19 protein-coding genes are annotated in these 25,464 nt (G+C 43.2%); 14 read left to right on the top strand and 5 right to left on the bottom strand.

The annotated features are described in order from the left end of the window. The first annotated feature begins 29 nt into the window (after positions 1-29). Entirely contained in the window at positions 30-1,307 is a 1,278-nt protein-coding gene (locus ACEN9X_RS10025; protein ID WP_413670237.1) for a hypothetical protein, read from the top strand. Between the two features lie 169 nt (positions 1,308-1,476). Next, positions 1,477-2,946, top strand: a complete 1,470-nt coding sequence (locus tag ACEN9X_RS10020) for an ArnT family glycosyltransferase (RefSeq protein WP_413670236.1) — start codon at positions 1,477-1,479, stop codon at positions 2,944-2,946. A 3-nt stretch (positions 2,947-2,949) separates the two neighbouring features. Here ACEN9X_RS10020 and ACEN9X_RS10015 read toward each other — a convergent pair whose 3' ends face one another. Together ACEN9X_RS10015 and ACEN9X_RS10010 are read right to left on the bottom strand one after the other, a co-directional pair. Beyond that, positions 2,950-4,023 (bottom strand): serine hydrolase domain-containing protein, encoded by a 1,074-nt coding sequence (locus ACEN9X_RS10015; RefSeq protein WP_413670235.1) that lies wholly within the window; start codon positions 4,021-4,023, stop codon positions 2,950-2,952. Positions 4,024-4,319: 296 nt separating this feature from the next. Further along, positions 4,320-5,855 carry a carboxylesterase/lipase family protein gene (locus ACEN9X_RS10010; RefSeq protein ID WP_413670234.1) on the bottom strand — a complete coding sequence of 512 codons (1,536 nt, stop codon included), beginning with the start codon at positions 5,853-5,855 and terminating at the stop codon, positions 4,320-4,322. A 168-nt stretch (positions 5,856-6,023) separates the two neighbouring features. Between ACEN9X_RS10010 and pafA the strand changes: the two genes are divergently transcribed. After that, positions 6,024-7,703 carry an alkaline phosphatase PafA gene (gene pafA, locus ACEN9X_RS10005; RefSeq protein WP_413670233.1) on the top strand — a complete coding sequence of 560 codons (1,680 nt, stop codon included), beginning with the start codon at positions 6,024-6,026 and terminating at the stop codon, positions 7,701-7,703. 106 nt (positions 7,704-7,809) lie between these two features. After that, on the top strand, positions 7,810-8,436 hold the full coding sequence (locus ACEN9X_RS10000) for a thiamine phosphate synthase (RefSeq protein WP_413670232.1): 627 nt from the start codon (positions 7,810-7,812) through the stop codon (positions 8,434-8,436). A 9-nt stretch (positions 8,437-8,445) separates the two neighbouring features. Here the strand turns inward: ACEN9X_RS10000 and ACEN9X_RS09995 are convergent, their stop codons facing one another. Beyond that, positions 8,446-8,859: a hypothetical protein gene (locus tag ACEN9X_RS09995; protein WP_413670231.1), complete on the bottom strand. Its 414-nt coding sequence runs from the start codon at positions 8,857-8,859 to the stop codon at positions 8,446-8,448. A 369-nt stretch (positions 8,860-9,228) separates the two neighbouring features. On the opposite strand from ACEN9X_RS09995, the gene ACEN9X_RS09990 reads away from it, so the two are divergent. The 5 genes from ACEN9X_RS09990 (at position 9,229) to ACEN9X_RS09970 (ending at position 15,252) form a co-directional block, all read left to right on the top strand. Next, the gene (locus ACEN9X_RS09990) at positions 9,229-9,804 is read left to right on the top strand and encodes a thiamine diphosphokinase (RefSeq protein ID WP_413670230.1); all 576 of its coding nucleotides are present in this window, start codon (positions 9,229-9,231) and stop codon (positions 9,802-9,804) included. A 148-nt stretch (positions 9,805-9,952) separates the two neighbouring features. After that, complete coding sequence (locus tag ACEN9X_RS09985) at positions 9,953-10,939, top strand: DUF6515 family protein (protein ID WP_413670229.1); 987 nt, start codon at positions 9,953-9,955, stop codon at positions 10,937-10,939. A 799-nt stretch (positions 10,940-11,738) separates the two neighbouring features. After that, complete coding sequence (locus tag ACEN9X_RS09980; RefSeq protein WP_413670228.1) at positions 11,739-12,989, top strand: replication-associated recombination protein A; 1,251 nt, start codon at positions 11,739-11,741, stop codon at positions 12,987-12,989. A 67-nt stretch (positions 12,990-13,056) separates the two neighbouring features. Further along, entirely contained in the window at positions 13,057-14,532 is a 1,476-nt protein-coding gene (locus ACEN9X_RS09975; protein ID WP_413670227.1) for a DUF5687 family protein, read from the top strand. 3 nt (positions 14,533-14,535) lie between these two features. Continuing rightward, complete coding sequence (locus ACEN9X_RS09970) at positions 14,536-15,252, top strand: ABC transporter ATP-binding protein (protein WP_413670226.1); 717 nt, start codon at positions 14,536-14,538, stop codon at positions 15,250-15,252. 117 nt (positions 15,253-15,369) lie between these two features. Here ACEN9X_RS09970 and ACEN9X_RS09965 read toward each other — a convergent pair whose 3' ends face one another. Together ACEN9X_RS09965 and ACEN9X_RS09960 are read right to left on the bottom strand one after the other, a co-directional pair. Further along, the gene (locus tag ACEN9X_RS09965; protein ID WP_413670225.1) at positions 15,370-16,611 is read right to left on the bottom strand and encodes a peroxiredoxin family protein; all 1,242 of its coding nucleotides are present in this window, start codon (positions 16,609-16,611) and stop codon (positions 15,370-15,372) included. A 58-nt stretch (positions 16,612-16,669) separates the two neighbouring features. Then, entirely contained in the window at positions 16,670-17,809 is a 1,140-nt protein-coding gene (locus ACEN9X_RS09960) for an acyl-CoA dehydrogenase (protein WP_413670224.1), read from the bottom strand. A gap of 406 nt (positions 17,810-18,215) precedes the next feature. Between ACEN9X_RS09960 and ACEN9X_RS09955 the strand changes: the two genes are divergently transcribed. The 5 genes from ACEN9X_RS09955 (at position 18,216) to ACEN9X_RS09935 (ending at position 25,409) form a co-directional block, all read left to right on the top strand. After that, entirely contained in the window at positions 18,216-18,458 is a 243-nt protein-coding gene (locus ACEN9X_RS09955; RefSeq protein ID WP_413670223.1) for a helix-turn-helix domain-containing protein, read from the top strand. Between the two features lie 85 nt (positions 18,459-18,543). Beyond that, entirely contained in the window at positions 18,544-20,598 is a 2,055-nt protein-coding gene (locus ACEN9X_RS09950; RefSeq protein ID WP_413670222.1) for a M13 family metallopeptidase, read from the top strand. A 173-nt stretch (positions 20,599-20,771) separates the two neighbouring features. Then, complete coding sequence (locus ACEN9X_RS09945; protein ID WP_413670221.1) at positions 20,772-22,826, top strand: M13 family metallopeptidase; 2,055 nt, start codon at positions 20,772-20,774, stop codon at positions 22,824-22,826. A gap of 576 nt (positions 22,827-23,402) precedes the next feature. Beyond that, entirely contained in the window at positions 23,403-23,594 is a 192-nt protein-coding gene (locus tag ACEN9X_RS09940; protein ID WP_413670220.1) for a hypothetical protein, read from the top strand. Between the two features lie 108 nt (positions 23,595-23,702). After that, a complete protein-coding gene (locus ACEN9X_RS09935) occupies positions 23,703-25,409 on the top strand; it encodes a sodium:solute symporter (RefSeq protein WP_413670219.1) in 1,707 nt (568 codons plus the stop codon). The last annotated feature ends 55 nt before the right edge of the window (positions 25,410-25,464 follow it).

The following is a 25,464-nucleotide window of genomic DNA, read 5'->3' as shown; positions in this document are numbered from 1 at the left end:
CGATAAACTTATACCGATCACATTATTTCATGAAGCTATTTTACACACTTGTACTTGTAATTTTTCTGCTCCCATCTTTCGTCTCTGCCCAAAGCAATTACAAACAGGGCTATGTTATCACCAACAATGGCGAAACCGTAAACGGTTTTATCAATTACAGGGAATGGAATTCAAATCCAACCAATGTTAGCTTTAAAAAAACGCTAACGGACAAAGTAGAAACATACAAGCCGCAAGACATCAGTTATTTCGAAGTATCCGGATTTGAGTCATATCAAACAGCTACAGTAGCCATCAGTAAAGTAAAAACAGATATTCGAAACATGTCTGATAACATTGATACCTCAAGCTATACTGCCACTGTATTTTTAAAGCTATTGCAAAAAGGCGATAACGTTTCGCTATTGCAATATAACGATGATATCAAAACAAGATATTTTATTCAGGACAATAAAGCAGGCCAGCCACAGGAACTTAAGTACCAGCCCTATTTTGATAAAGATTCGCAGTCAATAAAAAAGAAGAATATTTATTATGCCCAGCTTATTGATCTTGCGCATAAATACAAAGGCAGCAACGCCGATGATTTGATTAACAAAATAGTAGTACTTAACTATAATGAAGGTGAATTATTAAAGGTTACCAACCTGCTAAACAATGAAGATGCTAATAAACCCGAAAAATCGGGAGATAAAAAGCCGGCTTACCGGATGTTTGTTGGCGCTGGTGTTAACGCCACTAAAATAAACGGTGCCGGCCCATTACTACCAGCTACAACCGGCGGAGCCAAATCTTATGTTTTACCCGAATTTACATTTGGTATTGATGCTCCGTTTAATCCTAATACAGGTAAACTCATTTTCCGCACCGAATTAACTTTATTATTTGCCAAAGCCAGTATCGATAATATCGGCACAACCTATAGCTCAACTACCGTTGATAACGAATCATTTAACCAAATTACGCTTTCGTTAAGGCCGCAGTTTATTTGCAATTTTTATAATAGCGATAAATTTAAATATTACGCGGGAGCCGGTCTTGCAATAAATTTTTCAAGGTATACCGGTATCACATATACTAAAACACAAACCAGCTCTACGGTTGCCGGCTATAACAATACTGCAGCCGCAGATTTCCCTTCAAACAATACCGTTTGGTTTGCGCCCATGGCAAGGACAGGTTTTGTGATCAATAATAAATTCGAAATTTCATTTGCGTATCATGTCCCTACAAAAATAGATTTCACAGCAAACTTAACATCTGTAAAAGTCTCCACCTTTGAAGGCGGAATAAACTATATCTTTTAATGAAATAGTTTATCACAAGTAAAACTTACGAAGTTTCAAAAACTTTGTAAGTTTAGCCGGAAAGTAACTGTATCACAGTTGTTAATGTAATTATGGGGATATATTCATAATTTGGCTAAAATTAAAGATGATGCTGTAACCCGGTTCAACGTGCTGAAATTTAAATCAAATGTATATCACTTTAAAAAGCACAGGAACCAGGTATCAGATCAAGCCGCTTACCGTTCTCGTTCTCCTTACTGCCTTACAGTTGATAGTTACCCTGCTCAGTAATGGGTTTGTTTTATCGTTCGATGAATCTATCTGGCATTATATCGGGCGTAATTGGTTCAGGCATGGACTTGTTCCCTATACCGGCGGGGCCGACAATAAATCGCCTTTTATTTTTGCCATTTTTGGCCTGTCCGATGTCCTTTTTGGCGTAAATTATTGGTTCCCCAGGGTGCTGGCAACACTATGCCAGGCTATCGGCATCTATTATCTTTACAAAATAGCCCAAAAGCTTGCGGGCAACACAGCGGGATTGTTAGTGTTGCTGTTTTATGGCCTGTCGTTACTATGGCATGCCACCGGAAGCCAATATGTGGCATTTACCGAAACCTACGAAGTAATGTTTATGACGGTTGCGGTGTACCTGTACATCAATGCCTCAAACAAGCAAGCTTTTTTAATCAGTGGTCTGTTGGCCGGTATAGCAGTCGATTTCAGGCTTTCGGCTGCCTTTGTTATACTCGCGATTTTGATTCATGCACTGTTCCGGAAACGTTTTACTGATATCCTGATATTTTGCCTTGGTGTGGTATCAGGCTTGTTAGTTTTGATAATCAGCTGCGCTTTGGCTGGCATTGATCTCCATCAGTTATTGATAAACGGATTGTTAGATAACTTTGGCAAAGGCAGTGCGACTGACCATACAGCGGCCTTTAAATTTGACAACTTTTGCCACAGGTTTCTTTACTCGCCGCTTGTGCTGTTCTACCCATTAGTATTGCTTTATGTTTTTATTAAAAGAAAAATAGATCTCCCGATTTTATGGTGCGTGCTGGCATTTACTGCCATTAATATGATAGGGATCTATGATGCAGTGCATTTAAAAGATCTGTTGCCCTCCCTGGCACTTATCAATGCCATAGCTGCCACATATCTTATTGAAAAATACAAGCTGCCCGCTGGTTTAGTAGCTTTAGGGATTGGTATTATTTTTTTTCCGTCGATGGCTGTGCCGATAGCTAACCTGAAAGTTTTGTTAGGTAGTGCCGAATCTCCAATAATTTATGGTAAAGCTCCATATGTAAATCCGCCCGAAGGAGACCGTAAAGCATTAGGGAAATGGATCAAAGCCCATACTAATAGCACAGATTTGGTGTTGGTGCACAGCTTTGGTACCCAGGTACAGGTTTATTCGGAAAGATTATCACCTACCATTTATTTTAATATTACTCAAACGCCGATAGCCAAAGCCCGATTTTACCAGGATCTGCAAAAAAATAAACCGGCCATGATCCTGATCCCTATGTTTCCCGAATATCAAAACCTGGTTGATGCCGATTTGCGTGCCTTTGTAAGCAATCTGGTCAAAAGCAATTATCACCTGGAAAGGATCATGTACAACTATCAAATTTTCAGGATCAATAAATAAGCTTTATTTATAATTTAAATAAGCATCCAGAACATCTAACCTCATCTTATTCAAATCTGCTGTTTCTGTATTTGACAGCAGGATAAGAGTTATCCCTTTATCTATTAAATGCACCCAGTTTGATTCGTTTCCGTAGCCTCCGCCCTGTCGCTCGGCAAAAATGGTATTCGACTTCCCTATTTTCCGCGGGTATACCCAAAAGCCAAATGCAACATCGCCAAGTTTGGGATAGGATGTCAGCATCAAATCTACAGTAGCCTTTTTCAATAGTGTATGGTTAAATATGGCCTGATCAAAAGTGAGCAGGTCCTGCGGTGTTGAATACATGGCCCCTGCCGAGAAATGATTATCGATATAGTGATAGGTAGGCATAATTAAAGAATCAACACTGCCTGCTTTGTTGTAATAACCTTCATCAAGGTTAGGAACAATATCCTCGTGGTGCAGGTAATTGGTATTATCCATGTTAAGCGGGGCCAGGATCTTTTCTTTCAAAACAACTTCAAATGGCTGTTTGTAAATTTTTTCGATGATCCTGCCCAATAAAATAAAGTCGCCATTGCTGTAGTTAAATTTTGTGCCGGGAGTATCAATCAGTTTTTCGGAGCAATACCTGTTAATGAAGGTATCTACAGGCCATAAATTCTGGTCATAGGCTTCAGGAATAAATTTAGGGTCCATTTCTTTCAAATACCTGCCACTACTATAAGTAAGCAGATTGCGAATGGTTACTTTATGCGCTGCTTCTCCTTGATACTCGGCATAGTAAGCCGATATGGTTGAATCAAGGTTGATCCTGCCCTGCTCATATAGCTGCATAATGAGCACCGCCGTAAATGTTTTTGTAACAGAAAAGATCTGGAACCTTGTTTTGGGGGAGAAGCTAATATTATAATGCCTGTTGGCTAAGCCTGTATATTTTAAATAATCGGGCTTGCCGTTTTTGGCTATTAAAACGACACCGTTAAAGTTTCTTTTTTTAATACAGGAATCAAGCACCTTATCAACTGCCTTATGCTGACCGTAAGCAGTAGTTATGATTAAGGAAAGGCATAAGTTTAAAAGATGTTTTTTCATTTGTGATTTGCAAATCAACAAATTAGGCATTAATAAGTTAACTTACAATTGCAGTAATTTTTAGGTGGGGGATACACTCCGCATTCCCCTTTTTAACTAGGTCATGGGCAGGTTGTAATGCAGGTTGCATTTTGGAAAATCATAAATAATCCTGCTATGTATTTACAGTATACTAAACTCCGTAGGAGTACCATGTTTATAGACAAAAATCGAATAGTATTGGCTCCGTAGATGCCTCCTGTTACTAATGGGTTTAAACGCGTTTACTCTTAAAGTTCAAACAAATTAATCTTATATTACTTCCCACTGGCCCGCTTCACCATAAAATCCAAAGCGGCTTTATCCGGTAAAGTTTTAGCGCCGGGCTTTTCGCCCAGGATCATTATTTTATTATCGCTTGTTGTATAAGCCGGCCAGGCTGGTAAGCCTTTGCCATTCGGACTCCCGGTTTTAACAAAATTGGCCCAGTAAGTGCTCATGGTATTGGCCAGCTGCTGATCAACAGGCTCCCATGGGCGGTTCAGGAATTTGAGGTTATCATAGGCATAAGCAACTTCGCCGGTATGGAAAGCGCCATATTTAACAAAATCGGCAGTTGCCGGCAGACGGCGGGTAAAGCGGTAAACGTAAATTTTTGACTTTCCTTTCTCGCTCTGCACGTTGGCCCAGGTATAGTTCTGGATCCCAAAGATCTGATCGCGGTTCATCCTGGTTTGAGATGTGGCAGCTTCCTGGTCTGCCCCTGCCGGATATAGCTTTAGCAACTCATCAGCATCGGCACCGTATTGGGTGCTGATCATCTTTTTATAATCTTCGGCTGTTTTAGGCGGGCCAACAAAGGCATCATCTTCATTCCAGCCGGTAAGTACCGGCACGTCGTTTTGTTTATGCTCATTAAAAATATCAGCAATGCTTTCGGGTAAAACATAACCATCAATAACCGGGCGACTTTGGCCTTTGCCAACCAATTCGGCAGCCGGCTTATTCCGTAGTTCGGCAATGGAATTTGCACCTAATGCAGTTGCTGTTTTTAAGCCATTCTCCTCAGCCTCTTTTAAGCCGCCATATCCCCGCGGACTGATAAAACTGGCCCCGCTTTCGGCAATCGCGCTGTTAAACAACCCTTTCCCTAATGGCGACGCCACCAAACAATTTACACTCATTGACCCGGCCGACTGCCCCGCTATGGTAACCTTATCCGGGTCGCCGCCAAAGGCTGCTATATTCTGTTTTACCCATTTCAATGCAGCCAACTGATCCATCAAACCATAATTTCCGGAAGCGTTATGCGACGATTCCTTTGTTAACTCCGGGTGGGCAAAGAAACCGAAGATCCCTACACGATAGTTAATGACCACAAATATGATCCCCTTTTTAGCAATGGCCTCTCCGTCATAAATAGGCACGCCAGCGCCACCGCTTACAAAACCACCACCATAAATGTAAACCAGTACAGGCCGCTTTTCTGACGATGTTTTAGCGCCGGTCCATACGTTCAGGTAAAGGCAATCTTCGCTGATGGGCTCATACGGGATCAGGAATTCGCGCGTGTAAACCCCAAAAGCATCCGGCTTGCCCTGCATTGGGCTTGCTGCAAATTCGGTGCATTTTTTTACGCCTTCCCAGGATTTTACCGGCTGAGGTTCTTTCCAGCGCAAATCTCCAACCGGGGGCGCAGCAAAGGGGATGCCTTTATAAATATGAACATCGCCACCCTGGTTGGTGAATCCTGATACTTTCCCCGCATCGGTAACAACAATATCAAGGTTTTTATTTTGAGCGATGACAGAGCAGGCCAGCAGCAAAAGCGACAATAAAAGAATGCGTTTCATTTACTTTAGGTTTAATGATTGGTTTGCTAAACTTACAAAGATTTCCTGAACAGGCCTCGCTTTAAACAACAAACGCTTTTGTAACAATCCTCTATAATTAACAAAAACATCATATTGCATTTTAAATGCTTTGTTGATATTTGGCGAAATCAAAAATCTTTTTTCGCGATGAAGTTTAAACATCTGCTGCTTATTTCCCTCTCTTTCGCTACCGTTTCGGTATCGGCACAAAAAAAGAAAACTACAACAACTGCCCCGGTATCTGCATCAATTCCCCGCCCAAAGCTGGTTGTGGGTTTGGTGGTTGATCAAATGCGCTGGGATTACCTTTACCGTTATTATGACCGTTACCAGGCCGGAGGTTTTAAACGCATGCTTAATGAAGGCTTCACCTGCGAAAACACCAATATCGACTATATTCCTACTGTAACGGCAGCAGGTCATACTTGTATCTATACCGGTTCCATCCCTGCTATCCATGGCATCGTGGGTAATGATTTTATTATCCAGGCCACAGGTAAATCCATGTATTGCACAGATGACAGCACCGTAGTAGCTGTTGGTAGCACTTCAAAAGCCGGACAAATGTCGCCGCGCAACTTGCTGGTTAGCACAGTTACTGACGAGTTGAGACTGGCAACCAACTTCCGCTCAAAAGTTATTGGGATTGCCCTGAAAGACCGTGGCGGTATCCTGCCTGCAGGTCACTCGGCCAATGCTGCTTACTGGTTTGATGATGCCAGCGGTAACTGGATCACCAGTACTTATTATATGAATAATCTGCCTGCCTGGGTTAAAACTTTTAACGATCAAAAAATTGCCGAAAAATACCTGAAACAGGACTGGAACCCACTATATCCCGTTGATACTTATATACAAAGCGCTCCTGATAACAGCGACCGTTATGAAGGCAAATTTGCGGGTGCCGCAACTCCAACGCTGCCGGTTAAAACTTCTGAACTTTACAAAGGCCGTATCGGCATGATCCGCTCTACTCCTTTCGGCAACACCATGACGCTTGATTTGGCAAAAGCTGCTGTTGAAGGCGAAAAACTGGGTAAAAATACCGTAACCGACTTTTTAGCCGTGAGCCTTTCATCAACAGATTATGTTGGTCACCAGTTTGGCCCTAACTCGGTTGAGGCTGAAGATACTTACTTAAGGCTTGACCAGGACCTGGCCGCGTTTTTCAATTATTTGGATGCAACCGTGGGTAAAGGCAACTATTCGGTTTTCCTGAGTGCCGATCATGGTGCTGCGCATAACCCCAATTTCCTGAAAGATCATAATATCCCTGCCGGTGTTTGGGACGATGGCAAAGCTGCAAAAGAAATGAACACCATGATCAGCGATAAATACAAGGTAGATAACCTGATCATCAGTATGGATAATTACCAGGTTAACTTCAATAACGCAGCACTTGCAAAAGCCGGCGTTAGCGAAGATGCTGTAAAACTGGATTGTATCGCATACCTGAAAAAACAATCGGGTATTGCTTATGTAATTGATCTGCAAAAAGTACAGGAAGCTAATATTCCTGATGACTTGCGCAGCATGATCATTAACGGCTATAATGCAGAGCATAGCGGGGCCATCCAGATCATCCTGAAACCGGCATGGTATACCGGTCATGGTACAAACGACCGTGGCCCAACCGGTACCACTCATGGTACCTGGAACCCTTACGATTCGCATATTCCATTGGTGTTTATGGGTTGGGGTATCAAACATGGCAGCCTTACCCGCCAAACACACATGACGGATATTTCGGCTACCATAGCATCCTTATTACATATCCAGGCACCTAATGGCTGTGTAGGTAAAACTATCAGTGAAGTTTTAAAATAATGTTGAAACAATAATTGCCTGCCGGGTGGCCGGAGATTGATAAAGTCCGAAAGATTCTTTGTAGTTTTTCGGACTTTATATTTCAGCCAAATTTTCGGATTTAAAAATGAAAAAATACATTTCTAAATTTCATTATCTCACACATGACCTACCCGGTTTTAGCCACGTACAACAAGTACAGATGGCTTGTGGTGCAGGGGCAAACTGGGTGCAATACCGTTGCCTTACCAAACCCGAAGATGAGCTGATTGATGAAATAAACGAGATAGCCGAAATTTGTGATGAATGGGGTGCAACACTCATTATTGCCAATCATTATGAGCTGATTGACCGTGTTGACGCGCAGGGCGTGCATATTGACGATGCAGATGCCGATCTGCCAACAATCCGTAGGGCTATTGGCCCTGATAAAACTCTCGGCGTATCTGCTGCGGATACGGATGAGTTGTTAAAGCTGCAAAGTGCCGGGGTGGTTGATTATTACGCCTACGGGCCGTTTGCAGCCACTAATATAGTGGAGCCTGCTAAGCACAATCCGCTTGGGTTTAGCGGATACCGTCAACTGAAGAAGCTGATCATCGGGATCCCCGTGATAGCTGTTGGCGGCATTCAAATAGATGATGTAGAGCCCCTGCTTCAAACGGGTATCGATGGCATCGCGGTATCATCAGCCATCAATATGGCTGCCGATCCGGCTGCGAAGGTTAAGGAGTTTTACAGGAAGATGTATTGATAACGGAGCCTATTTGTAGTTTATCTCCCAATTGCTCTTCGTTAATTCATCAAGCGAATAATCAAACCGCTTCAGGTATTTTTTGTTCCCGAGCAAATAACTCATATCGGCACCGCCTTTATCATATTTGTTTAAGGTATCGAGATCAAAAAAATAAACATATAAAGTTTTGGCCTTCCCTTCATTAATATATTCAAGCCATGCATTTTTGCCTGCTCTTGTTATAAAAGAGGTGTCATTTGGCGCTATTGCATGCGATTGATAATACGCGATGTTATTTGCTGTCCGTTTGGTAGTGTCGTTAACTGCCTCTACAGCAATACGAACAGGCGACTTGTTAACCACAGACAAATGCCTATCGAAATGATCCACGATGCAGCCGGTAAGCATCACAGGAGCGAGTAATAAAATTTTTCTTTTCATGATCAGGTTTGCTTACTGTTAATACTTAATCAATAAAAAGGTGACCGTTAATGCTATTCTGTCGTTATAACTGACGGAGAATGGCTTTTTAAATACGAGGCACCTATGGAGCCTTAAAATCGATATAATATTTTCTATAAACACGTCACCCCTCTGGGGTATTAACTGCTGATTTTATAACTCCGTTAGGAGTATCGTGTTTATAGCAGGAATGATCAATTGCAAATCGGCTCCATGGGAGCCCCGTGTCGGTTGTTGATTTTAAAAGCGATTTCCCTGTCATAAAAGACCGTTACCACTTCATATCAACCATAAAAACCCCATCTTTATATTTTCATTTAATATTCATCTGTTCCATCTACATTAGCAATGTCATCACATCATATAGTTCGCGAAAAACAGGAGCCTGCTTTACTGGTTTTAAGTATGGATACTTTTGATGAGGAGATGCTTGGACAACTGCTGGAATGGAGCCCAACAGTGATTTGTACAACGGATACGGCCGAAAAACTGGATGCCTCAGGTATAAAGGTCGACTGGATAATAGGTGATGGTGATGCAGGTGATTTGCAGTCGGATGTAAAACTGATGCCCTTGGACAAGGATAATAATGCTGCAGGCACAGCTTTAAAATACCTGGTAACGCATAATTACCCATCGGTTAATGTGATTACGGATACGCTGGATCTGAAAGATTTTTTGTTCTATGCCGATAAAATAAACCTGGTGATTTTCCAGGCGCAACAAAAAGTCTATCCGGTTAACCCGGGGTTCAGCAAATGGAAACCGGCAGGCGAGTTCATTGAATTGCTTTCACATCCATCAGGCTTACAATTAAGCGGGCTTGAAGCCATGGGCAATAACAGGTACAAAACCACGCACGATGGCTTTTTTACGCTGCATTTTGAGCAATCTTTTTTGTTCATTGCCGAGGATTTGGAGTAGCGAAAGCAGTAACCGGTACGTATTAGATAGTATTGGTTCGCTTTTTGAGTAAAAATAATTTAAAACGTGTTAAACCGTTTAAACATTTAATAGTCTATATATTTATATCAGCAAAAATACCATGCTGATCAGTTAAAAATCTTTCATCATGAAAAGGACATATAAAAATCTATTAACAATTGCATTAGGGGGCTTGTTGAGCTTATCCCTGGCATTTAATGCTGATGCACAACGTGGTGGCGGTGGATCCCGCGGCGGCGGTGGTGGTGGCGGCGGAGGCGGTTCAAGATCGTCAGGCGGTGGTGGCGGAGGCGGTAGTTTTTCCCGTTCTTCAGGTGGTAGTTTTTCACGCCCGTCAACTTCGTTTAACGGCAGTACCCGTACCGCAATAGCAGCACCACAACGTAGCTACGGTACCGATTCGCGCAGCAGCTACGGCACTCCACAACAACGCAGCTATGGTGGTATAAGACCAAATGGTTCGGCTATTGCACCGCAACGTAGCTATGGCAGCACTGCACGTGTTTATAGCGGCAGCCGCGGTGGTTATACAACTGTCGACAGACGCGCTTATAACGGTGGCCGTGGTACTTATTACAGGGGCGGATCATACGCTTACGGTGGCCGCAGGGTTTATCCTGGTACCTATCCTTACGGTGGTCGTGGTGGTTACTTTGGCAGCCATTACTATTATCCATATCGTAACTATTATAATTCGTTCTATTACCCTCGTTTAGGTTTTAGCATTGGTTTCTTGCCTTATGGCTACTATCCTTTCTGGTGGGGCGATTATCAGTATTACTATAGCGATGGTTTGTACTACCGCCAATATAACGATCAGTATACCGTTGTTGAGCCTCCAATTGGTGCCGAAATCAAAACCTTGCCATCAGGTGCAGAGTCAATCATGATCAATGGCGAACAGTACTACGAGTTAAATGGTGTTTACTATCAGCCATATACCAAAGACGACGGCTCAACTGTTTATGTGATCGCCGGCAAAGATGGTCAGTTAAATACCGATCAGGGTATTGCTGATATCGCAGAAAGATCATGGTCGTGGCATTGGGCATATCAACCGACCGTCTCTCTGATTGTATGCAGGATTCAAAAACTGCTGGTGAAGGCTGATTAGGTCTGGCTGATGGACATGCTGGACAGAAATTTGATATGGCGCGGTCAGGCTGGCAACTGAAAACTCACCGGAAGATCCGGCGATGGGGACAGCGATCGCGCACCTCAACGTCTGGCGTGCACGACAAAACGGCGATGGGCTGTTCTCTCGTGATGTCCTTTGCGCGAGCGCCGACGATACCTCGATTACGGCAAACCGCGACCGGCTGGAAGGTTGGCAGGTCTGGCCTGACCGCTGGCGCTGCACCGCGATCGCCTGCGCGGCCAGACTATGTTTAGCTGGATCAGGGTTAGAGTTACAGCACCAGGGTGGTCAAAGCCACACATGAGATAAGAGAATGAGGAGTCACTGAGACCACGGACTGTGATTGAAATGATATCTGCATCAGTGCTGTCTGTTATTACACAGATTTGACAGTCACCATTCAAGAGCTGAGCGAGGGTGAGAATTCTGTTGCTTTTAGCTGCCTGTCACAGGGGCAAGAATGACTGGTTGCTGGGGCTGTTAGAGCCAGCTGAGTCAGGCAGAGGCCCTTATGGGGACCATAACTGTTCATAAGGAAGATTGAGATAGACCACAGCCCTTACTGAGGAACGGTGGGTAGTTGGGGACTTTCCCCAGAGGAAGAGGGGCAGGTCACTGAGTCCCACTGCTGTTGTCTCTGTCACTGCTGACTTTCCATGCCCTCTCAAGAGGGTTGGGCATGCATGAAAACTGTCCAAGGGACATTATTTACCAATTTTTAGAGCCATGTTTCTTCAATTGCCTTTCAGGACACCTCCCACCATTAGCCGAACGTATGCGGCCCAAATCGCTTGATGATTATGTTGGGCAAAAACATCTTGTTGGGCCGGGAGCGGTACTGCGTAAAGCAATTGAATCAGGTTCGCTACCATCAATGATATTCTGGGGGCCGCCGGGGGTAGGTAAAACCACCTTGGCTTATATTATTTCGCAATCATTATTTCGCCCGTTTTTTGCTTTGAGCGCCATCAATTCGGGTGTAAAGGATGTACGGGAGGTGATAGAAAAAGCATCGCTGTTAAAACAACAGGGCGAAGTACTGCCGATATTGTTTATTGACGAGATCCACCGTTTTTCCAAATCACAGCAGGATTCATTGTTAGGGGCCGTGGAGCGGGGCATTGTTACACTGATAGGCGCTACTACCGAAAACCCATCATTTGAGGTGATTTCGGCTTTACTATCGCGATGCCAGGTTTATATTCTACAGCCGCTTTCCGAAACTGATCTCATCAACCTGCTGAACAAAGCGATGAAAGAGGATGTGGTTTTAAAGGATAAAAACATCACCATAAAAGATTATGAGGCCTTATTACGTCTTTCGGGAGGCGATGCCCGTAAGCTGCTTAATATTTTTGAATTACTGGTGAATGCGTTCGACTCAAAAAAAATTGTATTGACGGATGATGTTGTACTGGAACATGTACAGCAAAACATGGCCCTGTATGATAAAACCGGCGAGCAGCATTATGACATTATCTCGGCTTTTATCAAATCTATGCGGGGCTCTGATCCCAACGGCGCGGTTTACTGGCTGGCAAGAATGATTGTAGGTGGCGAAGACCCTTTGTTTATCGCCCGGCGGATGCTGATCCTCGCATCCGAAGATATCGGTAATGCCAATCCTAACGCATTGCTGCTTGCGCAAAGCTGTTTTGAGGCCGTTAACAAAATAGGTATGCCCGAATCACAGTTGATATTATCGCAAACGGCTATTTACCTGGCAACATCGCCCAAAAGTAACTCGGCTACTACGGCTATCGGAGCGGCCATTGCATTGGTGCGCCAAACCGGCGATTTGCCGGTGCCGCTGCATTTGCGTAATGCGCCAACCAAGTTCATGAAAAACATAGGCTACGGTAAAGATTATAAATATGCCCATAGCTACGAGGGCAACTTTACCGACCTCGATTTTTTACCCGATGCCATCCGCGGAACAAAAATTTATGATCCCGGTAACAATGCGCGTGAAAATGAATCAAAAGAAAAGTTAAGAAAACTTTGGGGCGACAGGTATAAATACTAATTTAAGCTTCGCTTTCAAAGGTATATCTTATACTAACCTATACCTTAACCCTTAACTGTCTATATCTATGATCACTACCTTCCTCGGGCACGAACTCAAAGCTTTTTGGCGATCAAAAAATACAGGTAAAAGTATTGCTATCCGCGTGGTAATGGCTTTGCTCATCCTTTATCTGTTTGCATGCATTTTGTTTGCGGGATTATTTTTAGATAAGATCCTGGCCGAAGCCTTTTCTCATGATGATGTCGTGATCTCTTTTTGCGGCATTATCCTGCTGTATTTTTTGTTTGATCTTATTATGCGCATGCAATTGCAGGAATTGCCCACATTGAGGGTACAACCCTATCTTCATTTACGTATCAAGCGCAATACCGTAGTATCATATCTGGCCTTTACCGCCATGCTTTCTGTTTTTAATCTTTGGCCTGTTATACTTTTTGTGCCCTTTGTTTTAAAAGTAATCCTGACCGATTCGGGAGCCTTGCCGGCAATTGCTTTTATACTGGCTATTTTAGGCTTCATGCTTTTTAATAATTACCTGGCGCTGTTTATTAAACGCAAGGCTAATTTAAATGGCTGGGTTTTCCTGGTATTTGTAGCTGTGCTGGCTCTTATTATCACTGGCGATTTCCGTTTTCACCTGTATTCAGTACGCAATATCTCGTATTTATACTTTGGTCATTTGCTCGGTAAACCGGTGTTGGTACTATTGCCTGTTGCGCTTGCCATAGGAATGTATTACGTCAACTTTGCTTACCTAAAACAAAACCTTTACCTGGAGGAGCTAAGCTCACGCAAGGCATCAGCGTATAAAAGCAGTACGGAGTTTCCGCTGTTAAGCAGGTTTGGTAAAGTTGGCGATCTGGTGGCTAATGAGCTCAAGCTGATCTTTCGCAATAAACGACCACGCTCTGCATTGGTTATGGGATTGTTCTTCATGTTTTACGGGCTTATATTTTATACCAACAATCATTACGGCGAAACCTGGTATATTTTTGTAGGCATGTTCATGACGGGCATCTTCATTATCAATTACGGCCAGTTCATGTACAGCTGGCAGGCAGCCCATTTCGATGGCATTTTGGTGAGCAAAATTAATTTTCGTGATTTTTTAAAAGCAAAATATCTGCTATTCACCATGGTATCAACCGTGGCTTTTATATTAACCACGCCTTACGCCTATTTTGGCTGGCGTATAGTATTAGTGCATTTTGTAATGTACCTGTGGAATATCGGTGTCAACACAACCATAGTGCTGTTTTTTGCTAATCGTAATGCCAAAAGCATCAATCTGTCAAAAGGGGCTTCATTTAACTGGGAAGGTGTTGGCGCTACGCAGATGCTGATCTCGTTCCCGCTGATGATTACACCATATGTTATTTATCTTCCCTTTTCCCTGTTTAAACACGCCAATATTGGCCTGGCTATGCTGGCCTGTACAGGGATCTTATTTGTTTTAACCCGCGACTTTTGGGTTAAAAAACTGGAGGAAGATTTTATGCAAAAACGTTATACCGTTGCCGAAGGCTTCAGAAATAAATAAACAATGATTGAAGTAAGAAATTTAAAAAAGGTTTATAACGGCATTACCGTTGTAGATGTACCCACACTGCAAATAAACAAAGGCGAAAGCGTTGGCCTGGTAGGTAATAACGGTGCGGGCAAAACCACGCTGTTCCGCATGGTGCTCGACCTGATCCGTGCCGAAAGCGGCGAGATCTTATCTAATGGCGAAGTGGTGGCCGGTCATGAAAAATGGAAGGATTATACCGCAGCTTATCTCGACGAAGGTTTCCTGATAGATTATCTCACCCCCGAAGAGTATTTTTATTTCATAGGAGGATTGCACAGCCTCAACCGAGCGCATGTGGATGAAGTGCTGGTCGGCCTGACGGATTTCTTTAATGGCGAGATCCTCAAAAAAGGTAAATACATCCGTGATCTTTCAAAAGGGAACCAGTGCAAAGTTGGTGTAGCAGCGTGTTTGTTACAGGAGCCTCAATTATTGATGCTGGACGAGCCTTTTGCCAATATCGACCCCAGCACCCAGTTCAGGCTTAAAAACCTGCTTAAAGATCTGAACAAGAACAAAGGCGTAACCACCATAGTATCCAGCCATGACCTTAACCACATCACCGATGTGTGCGACCGTATATTGTTGATGGAAAAAGGTGTGATCATTAAAGATATTGCCACAAGCTCATCAACTTTGAATAAGTTGGAAGCGTATTTTGGGGTACAAATCGCCCCCCCCGCCCCCTAAAGGGGGAGCTTGCCTTCAAGCCCCTCTTTTTACGCGTAAACAAAAAACGCATTGCCGAAGGCAATGCGTTTTTTGTTATAAAGGGAATAGAAACCCTGCAAATCAAAAGCTCCCCCTTTAGGGGGCAGGGGGGGCTGCCAGCAAATCATCCGTCAACTTCTCAAACTCACTGATAAACTCGGTATAATGCTCGCCGGTACCCGGGCCGCTGAAACCTGTGTGGATCTTTTGTACATCACCACTTTTATCAATGATGATGGTGGTAGGGAAACCAACCACTTTTGATAACATAGGCAGACTTTGTGCTGTTTGCTTTTTATCGCTGGTGTAGCCGGTTATCAATAGTGGATAGGTTACTTTAAACCTGTCTTTTACTTGCTGCAGCGCTTTTTTCGATTTTTCGAAATCGGTAGTACGCTCATAAGCCAGGCCAATTACTTCGACTCCTTTATTATGGTATTTTTTATAATAGTTTACCATGTATGCGGTTTCATCCATGCAGTTAGGACACCATGAGCCGAGGATCTGCACAATAACTACCTTATCTTTGAACCTTGCATCATCAAGCGAAACGGTTTTGCCATCAAGATCTTTAAAGCTGAAAGCTAATTTTTTGTAACCCGGTTTTAACGAAGTAAGTGAATATGCATCAGGTAATTTTGCATTTTCATCCCTTACAGCCGACCATGATTGCATTGATGAATATCCGGCGAAAAATTTACCGTCGGTAATCGTTTTATCGTCGCTGATAGTAGCTGTAAAAGTATAGGCATGGCCTCCGTCAAAAGTGGACAGGTAAAGTTTATTACCACTTACAGAACCTTCTAAATAGCGGTAATCGCCGGTAGTAGTTAAGAAGGTTCCGGTAAGCTTGTCCCCGTCCTGCTTAAATTCGCCAATCGTTGTATCACGCCCTTCCCCTTCGCCAAAAACTGCCGACCAGCGCCCGCCGATATTAAATGCCGGTTTTTCGGGGTTTTTGAAAAAGCGCCATGATGTATTAGGTGTAGCACTAAACGGAACTAAAAGATCATTATCCGCGAGGTGCCTTACCCAGTTGCCGTTAAGACTGTCACCGTTAAGTTTCAATTTAAACTCGGAATTAAACAAAGGCATATGAATAAAAACCGAATCGCCTTTGGTGGCAATATCTGTTACTTTAAAGTGCTCGGCGCCATTAATGATAGCTAGCTGTTGTTTACCGCCGGTGTTGTTAACCTCGAAATTGAAAGGGATTTCGGTGCCTGATTTAGTTTTAAGCGCACCACGCCATTCGCCGGTTTTGAGTTTAGTTTGAGCAAAGCCGGTTTGCAGAAATAGTAATCCGCAAATACCGGCTGCGATATTTTTGAAAGTCATACTTAAATATAATAGTCTACTTAATCTATATACTTTCAAATGTATAAAAACAACGCCGTTATTTCAACAATCCGCGCGAAATGACAATTCTTTGAATTTCAGATGTTCCCTCATAGATCTGCGTTATTTTGGCGTCCCGCATCAGGCGTTCAACATGATATTCTTTCACGTAGCCGTACCCGCCATGAATTTGTACTGCCTCGGTAGCAGTACGCATGGCCACTTCAGATGCATATAATTTGGCCATTGATGATGCATGGGCATAGGGTTTTCCATGGTCTTTAAGCCAGGCTGCTTTAAGGCACATTAAACGGGCCGCTTCAATTTCGGTAGCCATATCTGCCAGCTTAAACTGTATGGCCTGGTGGTCGGCCAGTGGCTTGCCAAAAGTTTTGCGGTCTTTAGCGTATTGTTTAGCCAGTTCATAAGCACCGGATGCTATACCCAAAGCCTGCGAGGCAATACCTATGCGGCCACCATCCAATACGCTCATGGCAAACTTAAATCCAAAGCCATCTTCGCCAATGCGGTTTTCTTTGGGTACTTTAACATCAGTAAACATCAGCGAATGGGTATCCGAGCCGCGTATGCCCATCTTATTTTCTTTGGGGCCTACAGTAAAGCCAGGCATTCCTTTTTCAACAATAAAGGCGTTAATACCATGGTGCTTTTTGGCGGCATCAGTTTGGGCAATTACAATATAGGTGGATGCGGTACCGCCGTTGGTGATCCAGTTTTTGGTGCCATTGAGCAGGTAATGATCGCCCATATCAATAGCTGTGGTGCTTTGTGACGTGGCATCAGAACCAGCTTCCGGTTCAGAAAGGCAGAAAGCGCCTATACATTCGCCTTTGGCCAACGGCATCAAATATTTTTGCTTTTGCGCCTCACTGCCATATTTTTCAAGCCCGTAGCATACCAGCGAATTATTTACCGATACAACTACCGAGGCAGAAGCATCAATTTTTGAAAGCTCCTCCATTACCAGTACGTATGAAATGGCATCCATGCCTGAGCCACCGTAAACGGGGGATACCATCATGCCCAGGAAACCCAGTTCACCAAGTTTCTTGATTTGTTCGGCTGGAAATTTTTGCAGCTCGTCGCGTTCTATAACACCAGGTTTCAATTCTGCCTGCGCAAAATCGCGCGCAGCCTGGCGAATCATTTTTTGTTCTTCGGTCAGTTCAAAATACATGGGTATAAATAAAGCATAAATATATAAAATTTACTATGCATGCATAGTAAATTTTATAAACAAAAAAAGAGAGCTTTTTTTGAAGCTCCCTTTCCCCTAATTAATTTAAACTATTGATTAAACCCAAAACAAAGAACAAAAAATCTCAACTTGGGCGTCTGAGAATTCAATTTTAATTTTTCACAGGTAGATGTTACTAAATTTCTTTTTTTTCACAGATGATACAGGGCGAATATTTCTATACAAATCCTTTGCCATAATTATAAAATTGTGGCATTAATATTTCATGTTTAAACGTTAGTTGTCAATTTTTATAAAAGAATAATATCTGCATATAAAATTTATTGATGTTATTTTATTTTTAGCTTTCAAAAAAACATAAACTATTTAATAAGCTGAATCACCCATGTTTTTAACTGATTTTGAATGTCTTAACAATGCGAATGACGCGTTTAAACGAAAAGTTGCTTTACAGATAAAAACTTTGCGTAAGCAAAACCGGGTTACCCAGGAGCGATTTTTTAACGAAACACGCATAAATATTGCCCGGCTCGAATCAGGTATTATTGATATCAGGTTGGAAACACTTCGTAAAATTTGTTATTATTTTGACGTTTCTTTATCAGGTTTCTTCCAGGAGATATATTAAATTATCATATTTAGAAAAAAACGCTGTCCTAAATTCTATTATACCATACAGTCGTTGTATTTTAATTCATACACACACCTAAAAAATGAACAAACAAATCCGTTCCTTATCCCTAATCACCGTAACATTTGGCATTTTGCTTAGCGCCTGCAGCCATGATGACAAAACCAAAGCCTACGAGGCAGGCGACCCCGTGATCCATAACATGGACACTACCGTAAAACCCGGCGACGATTTCTTTAAATATGCTAACGGCACCTGGCTGCGTAAAAACCCAATCCCGGCGGCCTATGCCTCCTGGGGAATTGGCAATGTGGTGCAGGAAGAACTGCGCGACAGGATGAAGAGGATCAACGAAGATGCTTTAAAGGCCAATGCTCCGAAAGGAAGCAACACCCAAAAAATAGGCGATTTCTACTTCAGCGGGATGGATACTGTTAACATCGAAAAGCAAGGCCTTTCACCACTGAAAGATGAGCTGGACAAAATAGACCGGATAACTGATATTAAAAGCCTGGTTGAAGAATTTGCACACCTGCAAAGGATAGGCGTAACGCAACCTATTGGCGCTTATGTTGGTCAGGACGCTAAAAATAGCTCAAAAATGATTTTGGGTTTATATCAATCGGGCATAGGTATGCCTAACCGCGATTATTATTTTAATAAGGATGAGCATAGTGTGGCTATCCGTACCAATTATCAAAATAAATATCTGCCTACCATGTTTAAACTGGCGGGCTTAACTGCTGATAAAGCTACCGCCGCCGCTAAAAAAACTTATTCGCTCGAAACTTTCCTGGCCGATAGCAGCCGTAAACTGGAAGATCTGCGCGACCCGTACCATAACTATAACAAAATGACGCTTGTCGCGCTGAGCAAGCTGGCCCCGGATATCGACTGGAAACCCACCTTTGAAAAGATGGACTACAAAAACTCAGATACCGTGATTGTTGGTCAGCCGGAGTATTACAGGGCGCTGAATAAGGCGCTGAAAATTTATTCGATAGATGATTGGAAAAATTACCTGCGTAATAACCTGATGACTGCTTTTGGCTCGTACCTGAGCAAGCCTTTTGACCAGGAGGTCTTCCGTTTTTATGAAAAAGTGATTGAGGGCAGTACCGCCCAGCTCCCACGCTGGAAACGCGTGCTCGATACCGAAAATGGCCTGATGGGCGAGGTATTGGGACAGATCTTTGTAAAAGAGTATTTCCCCGAAAAAACAAAGGAGCGCTATGTAAAGCTGGTTGAAGAAATGCGCACCAGCTTTAAAGAGCATATTGAAAAGCTGGATTGGATGAGCCCCGAAACCAAGGAGAAGGCTTACTACAAATTATCAAAAGTAAATCCTAAAGTTGGTTACCCGGATAAATGGAAGGATTTTTCGACATTAGAGATCAATCGTGGCCCTTATGCACTTAATGTATTGCGGGCAAACGAGTGGTGGCATAATTTCAGCGCGGCTAAGCTTGGCAAACCTGTCGACCGTACCGAGTGGGATATTACCCCGCAAACCTACAATGCTTACTATAACCCATCAAATAACGAAATTGTGTTACCTGCGGGAATTTTCACTATTCCTGGTTACAAGGACGAAAATATTGATGATGCCGTTATTTACGGCTATGCTGCTGCATCAACCATAGGCCATGAAATGACCCATGGTTTTGACGACCAGGGCCGCCAGTTTGATGCTGCCGGAAACCTGAAAGCCTGGTGGAAACCGCAGGATTCGGTAAAATTTAGTCAGCGCGCCAAAATGCTTATCGATCAGTTTAATGGTTATAGTATTTACGGCTTGCATGTAAACGGCAAAGCCACCCAGGGTGAAAATATAGCCGATCTGGGCGGGATTGTAATAGGCCTCGATGCATTCAAGAAAACCCAACAATATAAAGAAGGTAAACTGATTAACGGTTTAACGCCATTACAGCGCTACTTTTTAGGCTACTCCTTAGGCTGGCTTACACAGGACAGGAAGGAATCGCTTTCAAGCCAGATCCTTACCAATGAACATGCCCCTGGTTTTATGCGGGTTAACGGGCCGTTTACCGATGTGCCTGAGTTTTATGAGGCATTCCACATTAAAAAAGGCGATAAAATGTGGATTGATCCGGATAAGAGGGTGAAGATATGGTAAGCCCCCCAGCCCCCTAAAGGGGGAGTAATATCAGTAATTGTCTGAACCGGAATTTTATGGAATTGAAGGAGTTGGCAGAATGCCAGGAAAATTCCAAAAATTCTCCTAATTCCATAAAATTCCGGTTCAGACAACGCCTTTGTTTTTATTAAATTTGTTCAAAACCCGTTGACATGACCAAGCTTTACAAAGGAACCCTCTTTGGCGGAGCTGCTTTGGCTTTATTTGCCCTGAGCGCCTACCAAACAAAAACTACCAATAAACCTGCCGACCCAGTTTATGATAACCTTGACCAGTCTGTAAAACCGGGCGATGATTTTTTCAAATATGCCAACGGAGGCTGGCTTAAACGCAACCCGATACCGGCAGCATACTCAAGCTGGGGCATAGGCAACGTAGTATCTGAAGAACTGCGCGACAGGTTGAAAAAGATCACCGAGGATGCCCTGAAAGCCAATACCCCAAAAGGCACATCCACCCAAAAAATAGGCGATTTTTATTACACCGGACTGGATAGTATCAATATCGAAAAACAAGGTATCAACCCTATAAAATCACAACTGGATGCTATTGATCAGGCTACCGATATAGCAGGGATTTTAAATGCCGCCGCTGTACTGACTACCACCGGTAGCCGCAATATCATAGGCAGCGGTGTACGGCAGGATGCCAAAAACAGTGTTAAAACCATCGTGCAGCTGAGCCAATCGGGTTTAGGACTGCCTAACCGTGATTATTATTTTAAAACAGATGCCCGTACCACCAAAGTACGAACGGATTACATGAACAACCACCTGCCGGCCATGTTGAAGCTCTCAGGATGGGATGAGCAAAAAGCGACGCAAGGGGCTGCAAGTGTGTTTAAAATTGAAAAGTTTTTGGCCGATAGCAGCCGCAAGCTCGAAAACCTGCGTGATCCGTATCGCAACTATAACAAAATGACCATGGCCCAGCTGGGCAAGCTTACACCTAATATTAACTGGCCCGTAATGTTCAGCAAGCTGGAATATAAACAGGCTATTGATACGGTGATTGTTGGTCAGCCGGAGTATTATAGGGCGGTGAATACCGCGCTTAGCACATTTTCTGTTGATGACTGGAAAGCTTACCTGCGCTGGAAACTGATTTCATCATACGCGCCTTATCTTAACGCTGCTGCGGATGCAGAAAGTTTCCGGTTTAGCGGCAAGGTAATATCGGGCCGCAAAGAGCAACTCCCACGTTGGAAAAGGGTATTGGATACTGAAAATGGCTTAATGGGTGAGTTACTGGGACAGCTTTTTGTGAAGGAATATTTCCCTGCCGAAGCCAAGCAACGGTATACCGATATGGTTGAGGCCATACGCCAGGCATACCGCGAACATATTGCCAAACTGGATTGGATGAGCCCGGAAACCAAGCAGAAAGCTTTGGCTAAATTGAATGCCATTCATCCCAAAGTTGGCTATCCTGATAAATGGAAGGATTTTTCGAGCATGAAGATCAGCCGCGAATCATACGCAGGCAACGTAATGCAAGCCAGGCACTGGGCTTACCTATTTAATATCAATAAACTGGGAAAGCCGGTTGACCATACTGAATGGGGTATGACACCGCAAACTTATAATGCCAGCTACAGCCCTTCAAATAATGAGATCACGTTGCCGGCAGCACAGTTCAGTATTCCGGGTGTAAAAGATAGCGAGGTAGATGATGCCGTAGCTTATGGCTATGTAGCAGCATCAACCATTGGTCATGAAATTACCCATGGCTTTGATGATGAAGGCCGCCAGTTTGATGCCAAAGGCAATCTCAGGGCATGGTGGACACCAACCGATTCGGCAAAGTTCACTAAACGGGCCAATATGCTGGCCGATCAGTTTAGCAGCTACGTAGTATTAGATAGCCTGCACGTAAACGGCAAAGCATCTCTGGGCGAAAACATAGCCGATTTGGGCGGAATTGTACTGGGCATTGATGCTTTTAAAAAGACCAAACAATATAAAGAAGGCAAGCTGATTGATGGACTTACACCAATGCAACGCTTCTTTTTAGGTTATGCCCTTGGCTGGCTCGGCCAGCAACGGGACGAGTCATTAGCCAACCAGATCCTGACGGATGTACACGCCCCCGGCTTTTTAAGGGTGAATGGCCCGTTTAGCGATGTGCCCGAGTTTTACAAAGCTTTCCATATTAAAAAAGGAGATAGAATGTGGATCGACCCGGATAAAAGGGTGAAGATTTGGTAAGAGCCCCGGCTCCATAAAAGGGGAGTTTCTTGTTAGATAAATGGTAAAAGCAGAAGACTTACGAAGTTTTTAAAACTTCGTAAGTCTGGATTCTATTGCGGGTAACCATCCGGAAAATCCTAAAAAGAGCGTGATGAGGTATAAAATATATTTTAGCGATGGTGCGCGGGGGCCGCGTTAGTGATAGTAGCGGATACCGGCCTTGTGGCTAATGCCTGTGCAGTATGAGCGGATAGCACGGGCCGCAGGCAACGCCCATATTTATAATGCCTTTTGGGAAAAACAATTAATAATCAATGACTTACGTTTTGTTATTGTAAGGAGTAACAATGAAGCAATTGCCCGGTAGCATATTAGCCCTGTATAGCATGCGATTGCCACGCTGTGCTTACAGCAATGACATAGGGTTATTTTTATGGGCTAACTTAAATCTGTGAAAGTCTCTGTTCTCTCAGGAGCTCTCGCAGAGGACCCCGAGGTTTCATGCGCTTTAAAATCATACAATCCTTTTACAAAACAAACTTTGGTAAAATTCAATTAATCACCTATTTTTGTCGCAATCATATACATAACATCATGGGACACCACAAAGAAGAAAAAGAGAACTTTGATTACATATACTACCTGGTAGGATTAGTTACAGGCCTGTTTATAGGCGGTATTATTGAAAAAGGCTTTACCTGGATTTTTGTAGGTGGTGTTTTGGGTTTATTAACTGCTGCTGCATTTATCGCCGTGTTAGTTCGTGGCCGTAATGAAGAGGCCTGATCCTGACCTCCCTTCATTTATAAAAAATTGGAACCAGTTTTACGGCATTGTTGCCGCATGGCTGGTTTTTTTAGTTTTAGTATTCTGGCTCATTACCAAATTCTTTGAATGAGTTTAACCGACTGGATTGTTTTAGGCCTTACCATATTTTCTATAGTGCTGTATGGCATATGGAAAAGCGGTAGCAATAAAAATATCGACCAGTTTTTGATGGGCAGCCGTTCATTGCCGTGGTACCACGTGGGCTTATCGGTGATGGCCACCCAGGCAAGTGCTATTACTTTCCTTTCGGCACCAGGCCAGGCCTATTCAGATGGGATGCGTTTTGTGCAGTTTTACTTCGGGCTGCCCCTGGCCATGATTGTGCTTTGCATTACGTTTGTTCCTATTTTTCACCGCCTTAAAGTTTATACTGCTTACGAATTCCTGGAACAGCGCTTTGATCTGAAAACCCGCGCGCTTACATCATTCCTCTTTTTGGTACAGCGGGGCTTATCTACCGGCATCACTATTTACGCGCCTTCTATCATCCTTTCAACTATATTGAATATCAACACCGTTTATACTACACTTTTTATAGGCGGCCTGGTAATTATTTACACGGTTTATGGCGGAAGCAAGGCTGTATCATACACCCAGTTAATGCAAATGAGCATTATTTTTATGGGAATGTTTTTGGCCGGAGTGCTGGTGGTTTACCTGCTGCCAGATAATGTGAGTTTCATGAGCTCGCTTAAAATGGCCGGTAAAATGGGGCGCATGAATGTAATAGACTGGAAGTTTGACCCCAACAACCGTTATACCGTTTGGAGCGGATTAATAGGAGGCTTCTTCCTGCAACTCTCTTATTTTGGTACCGATCAAAGTCAGGTTGGGCGGTATTTAACAGGCAGCTCGGTAGGGCAAAGTCGTTTGGGATTGATCATGAATGGCTTGATCAAGATCCCGATGCAGTTCCTGATCCTATTGATCGGTATACTTGTATTTGCATTTTACCAGTTTAACCGGCCTCCAATGTTTTTTAACCAGTACGAGGTAAAGCAGATCAAAAACAGTAATTACGCAGCACAATTTAATGCTCTCGACCAGCAGTATACCCGGGCTTTTGAGCAAAAAAAGATCAAAGCAAATGAACTGATAAAAGCCATCGACAGTAAAAACCAAGACCGTATTAATCACGCGCAGGGTCAGTTAAAGGTTGTTGATAACCAGGCTCACACCATCAGGCAAAACGCCATTGAGCTGATGAAAATGAATAATCCCAAGGCCGATGATAACGATACTAATTATGTGTTCCTTACTTTCGTAACTCAGTATCTGCCCAAAGGATTGATCGGCTTGCTGATGGCCATTATTTTCCTGGCATCCATGGGTTCAACAGCAAGTGCTTTGAACTCGCTGGCCTCAACAAGTGTGGTTGATATTTATAAACGAATTGTTAATCCCAACGCCACAGATAAAAATTATTTAAACGCATCGCGCCTGGCAACGGTATTTTGGGGAGTGGTTTGTATCGGGATGGCATTATACGCAGGGCGCATTGGTAACCTGCTGGAAGCGGTAAATCAACTGGGTTCTTATATTTACGGAACCATCCTTGGGGTATTTATAGTAGCTTTTTACCTGAAAAAAATCAAGGGTACTGCTGTGTTTATAGCCGCTATTATAACTGAAGCATTGATCTGTCTTATGGGATATTATAATGTAATAGCCTACTTGTGGCTTAATGCTATTGGTGCTCTTTTGCTTATCGTTATAGCCTGGATTATCAGCGTAATGGCACCTGCTAAGTCTTTCCCTGCTGAGGTTAATTAAAACAGATCCAAATAAAAAGGCCCGTTTCTCATCAGGAAACGGGCCTTTTTATTTA

It is taken from the genome of Mucilaginibacter sp. Mucisp86, from assembly GCF_047324315.1.
GTDB lineage: Bacteria > Bacteroidota > Bacteroidia > Sphingobacteriales > Sphingobacteriaceae > Mucilaginibacter.
Note: the sequence above shows the minus strand (reverse complement) of the source record. Positions and strands in the feature narration are given on the sequence as shown.